The organism is Aquamicrobium terrae (assembly GCF_040545735.1).
GTDB lineage: Bacteria > Pseudomonadota > Alphaproteobacteria > Rhizobiales > Rhizobiaceae > Mesorhizobium > Mesorhizobium terrae_A.
On sequence record NZ_JBEPML010000019.1, the window covers coordinates 90,993 to 101,012 of the forward strand.

Consider the following 10,020-nt stretch of genomic DNA (forward strand, 5'->3'; position numbering starts at 1 on the left):
CGCGGCACCTTAAGCCCGCCTTAAGGTTCACCGTCGACCTCGGCCGAAATGGAACAGCCGGAGCCGGATGATGCAGAATCACCGCATACACAGAACTGCCACACCTTTTGCCACTGCCGCATGGGATCGGCGCTCGATTCTGATGGGTCTGACGGCCTTGATTGGCGCGGGCATTGCGACACGGGTCGGCGCTGATGATCTTTCCGCGGAAATGATCCTCAACGATCCGGATGCGCCGATAGGTGGAAACCCGAATGGCGATCTGAACATCGTCTCCTTCTTTGACTACAATTGCCCTTTCTGTAAGCGCACGGTCGATCCGCTCAGCGCTGTGCTCGCATCCGACGGCAACATCCGCCACATCTACAAGGATTGGCCAATCCTTGCCCAATCCTCTGTATATGGCGCAAAGCTGGCTCTCGCCGCCAAATATCAGAACCGCTACGAGGACGCCTATCGCGCCCTGATGGGCATCGAGGGTTCCCGAATCCCGGAAGACAGGATGCGGCAGGCCCTGCAAGCCGCAGGATTCGATATGGCCCAGCTCGAGGCAGACGCGAACGAGTATGATGCGGACATCACCACCCTGCTCCAACGCAACAACGCGCAAGCAGAGGGGCTGGGCTTGCGCGGCACACCCGTATTTCTGGTAGGGCAGTTCCTCGTCGCTTCGGCGCTCGACGAAGCCGGGTTCCGACAGGTTGTGAAGGACGCACGCGACGCTGCCTGACGGCTTCGTCGATCACTGGAATACGCCGAGAAAGACTATGCCCCGTCAGATCTTCCTTCGCCTAATCACGTCCCTGTTCGTCGCGCTCTGGTCGCTTTCCGCCGCGGCCCAGCAGCAGGATCTGCTGCAAGCGGAAGAAGCTTTCCGCCTCACAGTCGAGCGTGAAACTAACGACACGATCGAGATGCGCTGGCAGATAGAGGACGGCTACTACCTTTACCGCGACCATCTGGAAGCAAAGAACCCAGCAACAGGGGAAAAAGTCGCCCTTCACACCGATCCGGGTATCGTTGAAGCTGAAGACGCCAATTTCGGGCCGTCCGAAGTCTATTATCTTGAGGCCGTCGCCCGGCTCGGGGCCGATGCGCCCGGCGAAGTCGCCATCACCTACCAGGGCTGCAAGAAGGATTCCATCTGCTACCCACCGATGACAGTGGCGCTGGATACTGGCAGTTTGCAGCTTTCCGAGCCTGTCGTTGGATTCGGCATCGCCGCGCCTTTATCGCCGTCTGCCGGGAATACAGAAATCGGCGGCTTCACGCTCGCCGACGAGACGCAGAATGGCGGCATGATCGGCTCGCTGCTGGCCATCGGCGGCGCGGGCTGGGTAATTGCTAGCTTCTTGGTGTTCGGCCTGCTTCTCGCCTTCACGCCATGCGTGTTGCCGATGTACCCAATCCTCAGCGCAACCCTGGCGCGCGAGGGCGAGGCGCTGACAGCGCGGCGCGGCTTCGTATTGTCCACTTCTTATGTGTTGGCGATGGCGGCGGCTTTCGGCCTTCTCGGCATCGTCGCGGCCTGGTCGGGCCAGAACCTGCAAATGGTGCTGCAATCGCCCTATGCGATCGGCGCGGTCTCCGTCCTCTTCGTCGTGTTGGCGGCGTCGATGTTCGGATTGTTCGAATTGCAGCTGCCGAGCGCATGGGTCAACCGAATGGCTGGCGTAACCGCCGGATCGCGCGGATCGGTCAGCGGGGCCGCCGGCATGGGCTTTCTATCCGCGCTGATCGTCGGACCCTGCGTCACGGCGCCGCTTGCCGCCGCCCTTCTCTACATCGCCCAGACCAGTGACGCATATCTCGGCGCAGCCGCCCTGTTTGCGCTGGGGCTCGGCCAGGGGATCCCGCTGATCGCCTTCGGCACGATCGGCAGCCGCGCCTTGCCGCGCGCCGGCGCATGGATGGTGCAGGTCAAGTATGTCTTCGGTTTCGTCTTCCTTGGCGCCGCCATCTGGATGACGGGTCGCATCGTGCCGCCCCAGGCCACCCTCGCCCTTTGGGCGCTCCTGTTGCTAACGGCGGCCGTCTTCATCGGCGTCGCCGACCGCTTGACAGCGGAGGCGGCCGCCGGACCGCGGTTTCGCAAAGCAGCCGGGTTGGCGCTCTCTCTCGCCGGCGTGATTTTCGCCATCGGCGCGGCGTCCGGCGGAGGCGATCCGCTGCGCCCGCTTGGCCATTTCGGCGCCGGCAGTGGCGGTTCGCAACAGCACGTCGCTGAAACATCGACTACATTCATCGAAGCCGGATCGATGCCGGACCTCATGCAGGTGATCTCTTCAGCAGACGGGCGGCCGACCTTCGTCTATTTCACCGCGGATTGGTGCGTGATCTGCAAAACCATCGAACGCGATGTTCTTCAAAATGCCGAGATCATTGCTGGTCTCGACGGCTTCCAGCGCGTCCGGGTCGATTTGACCGCGCTCGATCAGACCAATCAGGAGATGATGCGAGACCTGGCAGTCGTCGGGCCACCAACCATGATCTTCTTCGACGGCGACTCGAAGGAGGCGAGCGGCTCCCGCCTGATCGGCGACGCGACGATCGCGACGCTGAAAGCCTCGCTCGAGCTGGCGAGACGCTGACATGAACGCCATAGCCATCGGCCCGCTGGTCTTCGCGCCCGACCGTTTCGCCGCCATTCTGGCAATCGCCGTGTTTCTGATCCTGAGCGAGATCCTTGCGAGGAAAGTCGACCAGCGCTTCTCTTCCTGGGCCTGGGGTGCGACGCTCGCCTTTATTTTCGGCGCGCGTGCCGGACACGTCATCCAGCACGGGGAAAACTTTCTCGCCGATCCACTGCGCGCCCTGTTCATCTGGCAGGGCGGCTTCATGATCGGAGCGGGCGTTGCACTGGCAATTGCCTATACGTTGATCCAATTTCGGAGCGAGCTACGCCTTGCATTGTGGGCGGCGCTGCCGGCCGTCATTTCTGCCTATGCAGCCTTCTTCATCCTGCAACTAACCGCAGGAACGCCGGCTACCCCGCTGCCGTCGGGAGGCATGTTCCGCACGTTAGCCGGCGAGCCGTTCGAGCCAACCATGTTGGAAGGCCAACCGACGGTCATCAATCTGTGGGCGACATGGTGCCCGCCCTGCCGGCGCGAAATGCCGATGATGGCGGACGTCGCAGCGAACACCGACGACGCCCGGCTGGTGTTCGTCAACCAGGGCGAAGGCGCGGACGTCATCCAGCGCTTTCTCACCACTGAAAACCTCGAACTGGACCATGTGGTTCTGGATTCGCTTGGCGAGTTTGGACGCCACTACGAGGTTCCCGGCCTGCCAGCGACATTCTTCATCGGCAGCGACGGAGCGCTCCAGTCTGTCCATATGGGTGAGATTTCGCACGAAGGCCTGCTGACTGGGATCCAGAAACTGCAGGACACGGGGAGCGATTCAGGCAAGTGACCTGGTTACCGTTCCGACGAGTAGTGCTCCTTCAAGTAGTCGAGAATGGTTTCCCGCAACTCCTCACCCGGATCGGCCATGCCCTGGTCCTCGATCATCCAGGTCCATAGATAATCCCAGCGCGCGTCCGACAGGCGTTGCTGCTTCACCAGGGCGATAGAGTGACAGGCCGAACACATATAAAAGGTGTCTTCCGCGCCCGGACCGTCGATCAAACCGTCGAATTCCGGGTTGCCTTCAGGGCGCGGAGAAGCACCCGGTAACGGCATTGCCGGGCGCATCGGATCGTAACCGGCTGCTTGGGCGAGCAGGATTTCGCCGGTGCGAAAGTCGTTTTCTTGCGCTGCAGCGGACAGTGAAACTCCTGTCACCGCGGCGCAAGCGATAGCTGCTCTCAAAAGAAGGTGGAAATTCACAATCAGTCCGATCAGCTGGCAAACAGCGCGATGCGATGGATCATGTTGTTGCCATAGCCCCGCGGGTTCCATCCGGGCGTGACCGCGGGCTGCGTGACGTCGTTCATGTCCGTCGCCCGCGCCCACACCTCGTAGTAGCCCTGCTCCGGCGGCGTCACCTCGGCGCGCCAGCGCTGCCAGGCATATTTGTTCGGGGCCGATTCAAGCGTGGCCTCCTGCCAGGTTTGGCCGAAGTCGAGCGAAACATGCATCGCCTTCACGTCACCATCGCCCGCCCAGGCATGGCCGCGCACTTCTACGGCCTGTCCTTGTGTCACTTCCGCGCCTGTCGCCGGCGCGGTGATGATCGACTTCACCGGCATGACCGTAAGGACTTCCATATCCTCTTCCGGAACCTCGGTTCCGGGCGCCACCGGATATTTCGGCATGCGGTAGGAATAGCCACCCATCTTCGGCCCGTCATGCTCCTTGTCGCGGATCCAGATCCGCGTCAGATATTTTTGCGACACCGAGCCTGGATAGCCAGGGATGACAAGACGTATCGGGAAGCCGTGCAGCGCCGGAATGTCCTCGCCATTCATCGCCCATGCGATCAGGGCTTCCGGCTCCATCGCCTTCTCGATCGGCACGCCGCGCGAAATCACCACCTTGTCGGGGTCTCCAGAAATATCGACGTCATTACCGTAATGGCCCGTATAGACGGCCGAAGATTTCACGCCAGCCTTTTCAAGAACGTCTCGCAGCCGCACGCCTGTCCATTGCGGACACCCGACCGCGCCGACCGTCCACTGGTTGCCCGAAGCGCCGGGCTGGAAGAATGCCCTGCCATTGCCGCCGCATTCGAGCACCAGCGCCAGGGTGACGTGCTCGAAATCGCTTTTGAGGTCATCGATGGTGAGGGAAAGCTCGTTTTCTACTTCGCCGTCGATAGTGAGCGTCCAGTCGCTCGCATCCTTGTCGAGCGCCGACTGCGGAACGAGGCCGTTGGCGCGCACAAACAGCCGCGAATAGGGCGTGATGTCGTCATCCAGCAGGTGTGCAGGTGTCTCGGCGTTGAGCGGCCGGTCATTGTGCACCGTCAGGCCGTCCTTCTCCGACATCAAGTCAGCGCCGGTATCTTGCGCGAACGCCGCGGGAACGAGACCATCGGGGAAGTGGCGTCCAAAAGGCACCGCCATTCCGAGCGCTGCGCCAATGGCGGTCAGGCCGGTACTTTTCAGGAAGCCACGTCGATCGGAAATGGATAGCCGGTCGAGTATTGTTGTCGTGATCTCCTCAGAATGATCCCGATCTTCTTTCCTGTCGATTGAAAGCACCATCATTACCTCCCTGGGCATCTGTTACGGCCTGCAAAACAACCGCTTAGATCATGAACGCGAAATCCTCAGTCGATATTTCCTCCAGCAATGTAGACGAGGAGATCCTTACAGGCCACCCTTGGTCAATAACCTCGCGTCATTTGCGCTACTCCAGCGCCTTGGCACCCATCGACCCGCAGCCGACGAGATCGGATATGTTGCAGGCCGGCAGTTCGCGCGGGGCCATGCGCAACTCCGCGGACAGGCCCTCTCCCATCGCAGGACGTTGAACGGCATGCGAAGCAGATCGTGCACGGTCAGTCTCTCGCCAATCGACAGCGCGAGAAGCTGACCATATGTTCGGCCGCCGGCGCAACCATCTCGGCTGCAAGCAGGCGTCCACGCGAAGGAAATCGCGAGCGCGCGTGACGATGTCATCAGCGAACCAGTCGGCGTCGAGCACCGGGATGACATTATCGCGGTCGGGAGCGAAGGTCGGTTCCGGCACACGGGCCAGATACTCCTCGACCCCTTCGCCCTGATTGGCGAGGATTAGGCCGGGCGCGTCGAGGCTGTAGCGCCCGAACATGCAGCCCACGGCATAGTGCAGGAATTCGGCCACCGTATCTTCGCGCAAGCGCGCCTCGCGGTCCTCTTCCGAACCTTTCACGCCATAGCGATAGGCCGGGTTGCAGGTAAGCGTGATTTCCTCGATCGGCACTTCAGGAGTGAGTTCATCCTGCAAGCCATAGGCGTCGATGAAGATGCGGTTGTTCTCTTCCTCCAACCGCTGCATTTCATCCGCCATGCCCTGCCAATGGGCGCGGAGATTCGTGTAGCTGGCCGAAAGCGTCTCACTTCGATGGTCGGGCGAGAGCAGCGGAAGCGTGGTGAAATCCCAAGAGGTTTCGTAGGCGTCCCAGTCGGATTTGGCAGTAGTACAAAACCACTCAAAATTTCCTGAAATCGCGCCTAAAATCCTTCTCTCTGGGAGCGGGACTGCACCGATCTGGAGAGCGCCAAAATTAACCGAGGGCGCGAGAATTCGCAAAAAGTGGGGGGCGACATTAGAGTTCAGGACGCTGCAAACAGAGATCAAGTCATCCTCGTTTCCAAATGCGCACATGCTTGCATTCGAAAATATGAATCCAGAAGAATGTCAACGGCGGAGCAAAATCAGGCCAATGGGCGGCGTAAAAGTCGGCCACTTGCGGCGCAGGCATGAGACCGCCGGGAGGGCGTAGCCCGAGCGGTGGTCTCATGCCTGCGTGGCGATTTTTTTGAGAGGGTTTCAGCCGGCCTTTCGGGCGCGGCTTTGGGCGAGACGATAGCTGTCGCCGTTCATCTCGAGGATGTTGACGTGGTGGGTGATGCGGTCGAGCAACGCGCCGGTCAGACGCGCGGACCCCAAGGTTTCCGTCCATTCGTCAAACGGAAGATTGCTGGTGATCAGGGTGGCACCCCGTTCGTAGCGTTGCGAGATTAGCTCGAAGAGCAATTCCGCGCCGGTTTTGGAGAGTGGCACGAAGCCCAGCTCATCGATAATGAGAAGCTGGTAGGCGGCCATCTGCTTCTGGAAACGGAGCAGACGCCGTTCGTCACGCGCCTCCATCATCTCGCTGACCATCGCGGCGGCAGTGGTGAAGCCGACAGACAGGCCCTTCTGGCAGGCGGCCAAGCCCAGACCGAGCGCCACATGCGTCTTTCCCGTGCCGCTGGGTCCGAGGGCAATGACGTTCTCGCGCCGTTCGATCCATTCGCAACGCGCCAGTTCCAGGACCTGCATCTTGTTGAGCTTCGGGATGGCGGCGAAGTCGAAGCTGTCGAGGCTTTTGACGACAGGGAACCTGGCCGCCTTGATGCGACGCTCGACCTTGCGGCGATCCCGTTCGATCATCTCTCTCTCGGCAAGCCGGGTCAGGTATCCGACATGGTCGACGCCCTCGGTGGCGCAAAGCCGCGCCAGCTTCTGATACTCCCGCTGGAAGGCCGGCAGCTTGAGGGTTTTGAGATAGTGGGAAAGCAGTATCTCGGAGGCTTCGGCGCTCATGCCGCTTCTCCCGCATTCGTGGACAGAAGACGCATGTACGCCTTCGCCGATGTCGTCTCGACCGTCGCCCTCGGCAGGTATGGGTAGATGGACAGGTCCAGTCGCGGCGGCCGGCGCTCCACCCGACACAGGAGAAGATGCTTGACGGCGTCGAAGCCGATCGCGCCCAATTGCAGGGCCTGCTTCACCGCCGCGTGCAGGTCCGCAAGCTCGAAGCTTTCCAGCAGGCGAAGAACCTGCACGTACTCGCGCCGGCCATGCTTTGCCATGCGGCCTTCCATCAGGCGACGCAGCGTGGCGAACTCTTCGGGCAGGTCCCAGCCCTGAAGAGGAGCGGCCTGATCCAGCGCATTGATCTTCCGCTCGATCAGCGGCAGGTAATGCAGCGGATCGAAGACGACGTCTTCCCGCTCCCAGCTTCGGGGATGACGGGCGATGATCTCGCCACGGCAGCCGATGACCACCTCGTCGACATAGCCGCGAACCCAGACCTCTTGATGGCCATGGGCGACCGGAACAGAGTAGTCGTTGGTCTTGTAGCGGACCAGAGATTGCGCCGTCACACGGGCGCTGGCCTGGTCGCAGGCATCGAAGGGTGACGCCGGTAACGGATGCATGGCGGCTAGATCGCGCTGTAGCCGCTCGCCGATCGTCTCGCTCTCCCCGCGCAGCCTGTCACGCTGACGCTTGCGACATAGTTCTTCCAGCCAGCCGTTGAAGGCATCCCACGTCGCAAACCGCGGGATCGGCACCATGAAGTTGCGCCGGGCATAACCAACCAGCCCCTCGACATTCCCCTTGTCGTTGCCTTTGCCGGGGCGGCCATAGCGATCCCGGATCAGGTAGTGGGACAAGAAGCCGCTGAACAGCGTCGCCCGCTTGCGCGTGCCGTCTGGCAGGATCTTCGCCACCAGGCAGCGATCGTTGTCGTAGACGATCGATTGCGGCACAGCCCCGAAAAAGGCGAACGCATGGATGTGGCCATCGACCCAGGCCTCCGACACTGCCGCCGGATAGGCCCGCACATAGCAGCCGTCGCTATGCGGCAGATCCAACACGAAGAAGTGCGCCTTCCGCTCCATGCCGCCGATCACCACCAGAGCTTCGCCGAAATCGGCCTGCGCATGCCCTGGCGGATGCGCCAGCGGCACGAATACCTCCTGGCGACGCTGATCCCGCTCGCGCATGTAATCTTTGATGATCGTGTAGCCGCCGGGGAAGCCACACTCGTCGCGAAGCCGGTCGAACACCCGCTTGGCCGTGTGGCGCTGCTTGCGCGGCACCTTCATATCCTCATCGAGCCAATGATCGATGGTCGCAACAAACGCATCGAGCTTCGGCCGCCGGATCGGTGACCGGCGCTGATAACCGGGCGGGGTCGAATATGACAGCATCTTGGCCACGCTGTCGCGCGATATGTTGAAATGCTTCGCTGCCTGCCGTCGGCTCATCCCTTCCGAAACAGCCAGGCGAACCTTCAGATAAAGTTCCACGGTGTAGATCCCCTGTCCCTCCTGCGCTCGTTGCAGAAGGAAAATAGGTGGACGACTTTTACGCCGCCCGCAGCAGGACTATCCCGCCGCTACCGTGGACTAATTTTGCACCGCCGCTCTCAAAACAGATGACATTGCCGACGGTCGTTCGACCGTGTTCATCAACATCGATCTCTCCACCCTCGAAAATCACCCCGGCATGGCCCGCGTGATTATCGGGGCGTTCCTCAAAGCCATCTATAACCGTAATGGCGACATGCCCGAACGCGCCCTTTTCCTGCTCGATGAGGCCGCTCGCCTTGGCTATATGCGGATTATCGAGACGGCCCGCGATGCGGGCCGAAAGTACGGTGTCACGCTGCTGATGCTGTTCCAGTCCCTCGGCCAGATGCGCGAAGCCTTTGGCGGGCGCGATGCGACCAGTAAATGGTTCGAATCCGCATCCTGGGTGTCGTTCTCGGCCATCAATGATCCCGAAACCGCCGAATACATTTCCAAACGCTGCGGCACGACCACTGTCGAAGTCGGCCAGTTATCGCGCACATCGCGCGATATGGGGTCGTCCCGAACGCGCTCGATGCAACTCTCGCAACGGCCCCTGATCCTCCCCCACGAGGTCACACAGATGCGGGCCGATGAGCAAATCGTGCTGACCAGCGGCAACCCGCCGCTACGCTGCGGACGTGCGGTCTACTTCCGACGCCCGGAAATGCTCCGCGTCGTCGGCCAAAGCAATTTCGGACCTGCCAAGGCGGGGGCAAAGGGGTTGGTTCTCGCCATGCTCGGCGCGACTGCGCCTGCGCGTGGCTCCGATCCGGCTACGCCGCCCCTGCCCTCGCCTGCGCCCTGCGGCCATGCTGAAAGCATCGGGACGAGGGGCATCGCCCCTCGCCCTGCTCGGGTATGTTCGATCCGCCTCCGGCGTGGATTGAACAAGGGGCAGGATCATGCCCCGGTGCTGACTTTCTCGATGAGCCGATCAAGCTGCGGCGTGTCGAGCAAGGCAAACTCGCCGCAATTGCCAGCCAGATATTCCAGATCCTCGGGGCGGGTTTCGAGATTGCGCCAGTGAATGAGCGCCGCCTTGATGGTTGTCAATTTCAGCAGAGAAGTGAAGCACTCAGGAGAAAAGTGCAATGGAGGCTACGGGAAGGTCTTGGTTGGGGTGGCAAGCTGCCCGACCGCTTCTGGGCGCCCAAGCCGGGAAAGCGGCCGTTCAGCAGGCTACTGTACTTTGACCGCAATGCGCCACCATGCACGAACCCGCTTCGCGGGAGGGACGCGCGTGGTGAGACTTGATGGATTCGTCTGAGGCTCTGGGCAGCTAGAGGCTGGGGTCCGAACAT

The 10,020-nt window shown here is 61.4% G+C and carries 8 protein-coding genes and 1 pseudogene; 4 read left to right on the forward strand and 5 right to left on the reverse strand.

All coding sequences use genetic code 11. The annotated features are described in order from the left end of the window. The first annotated feature begins 67 nt into the window (after positions 1 to 67). Genes ABID37_RS21140 through ABID37_RS21150 form a run of 3 tightly spaced genes read left to right on the forward strand, consistent with a single transcriptional unit; the run spans position 68 to position 3,417 of the window. Positions 68 to 730 carry a DsbA family protein gene (locus tag ABID37_RS21140; protein ID WP_354198371.1) on the forward strand — a complete coding sequence of 221 codons (663 nt, stop codon included), beginning with the start codon at positions 68 to 70 and terminating at the stop codon, positions 728 to 730. Positions 731 to 767: 37 nt separating this feature from the next. After that, entirely contained in the window at positions 768 to 2,591 is a 1,824-nt protein-coding gene (dsbD, locus tag ABID37_RS21145) for a protein-disulfide reductase DsbD (protein WP_354198373.1), read from the forward strand. Between the two features lies 1 nt (position 2,592). Then, positions 2,593 to 3,417 (forward strand): prolipoprotein diacylglyceryl transferase family protein, encoded by an 825-nt coding sequence (locus ABID37_RS21150; RefSeq protein ID WP_354198375.1) that lies wholly within the window; start codon positions 2,593 to 2,595, stop codon positions 3,415 to 3,417. A gap of 5 nt (positions 3,418 to 3,422) precedes the next feature. Here the strand turns inward: ABID37_RS21150 and ABID37_RS21155 are convergent, their stop codons facing one another. From ABID37_RS21155 to istA, 5 genes are all read right to left on the reverse strand, one after another. Beyond that, positions 3,423 to 3,833: a cytochrome C-552 gene (locus ABID37_RS21155; protein ID WP_166647728.1), complete on the reverse strand. Its 411-nt coding sequence runs from the start codon at positions 3,831 to 3,833 to the stop codon at positions 3,423 to 3,425. An 11-nt stretch (positions 3,834 to 3,844) separates the two neighbouring features. Next, positions 3,845 to 4,933: a sulfite oxidase gene (locus ABID37_RS21160; RefSeq protein WP_354198377.1), complete on the reverse strand. Its 1,089-nt coding sequence runs from the start codon at positions 4,931 to 4,933 to the stop codon at positions 3,845 to 3,847. A gap of 364 nt (positions 4,934 to 5,297) precedes the next feature. Then, positions 5,298 to 6,257: a hypothetical protein gene (locus ABID37_RS21165; RefSeq protein ID WP_354198379.1), complete on the reverse strand. Its 960-nt coding sequence runs from the start codon at positions 6,255 to 6,257 to the stop codon at positions 5,298 to 5,300. Positions 6,258 to 6,422: 165 nt separating this feature from the next. Further along, the gene (gene istB, locus ABID37_RS21170; protein ID WP_354198381.1) at positions 6,423 to 7,181 is read right to left on the reverse strand and encodes an IS21-like element helper ATPase IstB; all 759 of its coding nucleotides are present in this window, start codon (positions 7,179 to 7,181) and stop codon (positions 6,423 to 6,425) included. Then, entirely contained in the window at positions 7,178 to 8,674 is a 1,497-nt protein-coding gene (gene istA, locus ABID37_RS21175) for an IS21 family transposase (protein ID WP_354198383.1), read from the reverse strand. Before istA ends, istB begins: the two co-directional genes overlap by 4 nt. Positions 8,675 to 8,798: 124 nt before the next feature. On the opposite strand from istA, the pseudogene ABID37_RS21180 reads away from it, so the two are divergent. Then, positions 8,799 to 9,419 (forward strand): annotated as a pseudogene (locus ABID37_RS21180) (type IV secretory system conjugative DNA transfer family protein); the annotation flags it as partial. Positions 9,420 to 10,020: the final 601 nt, after the last annotated feature.

Coding starts and splice junctions, on each gene's coding strand:
- ABID37_RS21165 (WP_354198379.1), bottom strand. CDS start 6,257: ATGTGCGCATTTGGAAACGAGGATGACTTGATCTCTGTTTGCAGCGTC.
- istB (WP_354198381.1), bottom strand. CDS start 7,181: ATGAGCGCCGAAGCCTCCGAGATACTGCTTTCCCACTATCTCAAAACC.
- dsbD (WP_354198373.1), top strand. CDS start 768: ATGCCCCGTCAGATCTTCCTTCGCCTAATCACGTCCCTGTTCGTCGCG.
- ABID37_RS21150 (WP_354198375.1), top strand. CDS start 2,593: ATGAACGCCATAGCCATCGGCCCGCTGGTCTTCGCGCCCGACCGTTTC.
- ABID37_RS21160 (WP_354198377.1), bottom strand. CDS start 4,933: ATGTCGGAGAAGGACGGCCTGACGGTGCACAATGACCGGCCGCTCAAC.
- ABID37_RS21140 (WP_354198371.1), top strand. CDS start 68: ATGATGCAGAATCACCGCATACACAGAACTGCCACACCTTTTGCCACT.